This is a genomic window from Mesorhizobium sp. M7A.T.Ca.US.000.02.2.1 (genome assembly GCF_003996995.1).
In the GTDB taxonomy this organism is placed as follows: Bacteria; Pseudomonadota; Alphaproteobacteria; order Rhizobiales; family Rhizobiaceae; genus Mesorhizobium.
In genome coordinates, this window is the sequence record NZ_RZTT01000928.1 from 1 (window position 1) to 412 (window position 412).

At 60.0% G+C, this 412-nt stretch carries 1 protein-coding gene; it reads right to left on the reverse strand.

The window, feature by feature from the left end:
* A partial coding sequence (locus tag EOD15_RS35470; protein WP_148129864.1) for a condensation domain-containing protein occupies positions 1-412 on the reverse strand: 412 nt, incomplete at both ends.

Sequence of the window (412 nt, forward strand, 5' to 3'; positions counted from 1 at the left end):
ACTATGACCTGCACAATTGGGGTTTGAGCACCTTTGCGAATTGGACCAACGACGTCCGTCGCCTGCTCAAAGGGCAGATCCTGGTGATCAAGGGCCCCAAGCACGGCGGCATTCACTCGCCCCAGCACTGTCTCCAGCGTCGGATCGCCCGACAGGTCGATCCGCAGCGGCAAGCAGTGGGAGAAACAACCGATCAGCCCCTTGCTTCCTGACCGGGTGCGGTCTGGGCACGGCGTGCCAATCACCACCTCGTCCTGACCCGACAAACGCGCCAGCGCCATTGCCCAGCCCGCTAGCACCGTAACGAACAGCGTGGTTCCACGACGCTGGCTCAGCACCTTCAGCTTTGCATTTAATGTCTCGTGCAACACGAAGTCGACGTAGCTGCCTGCAAATTCCTGCTTTACTGGAC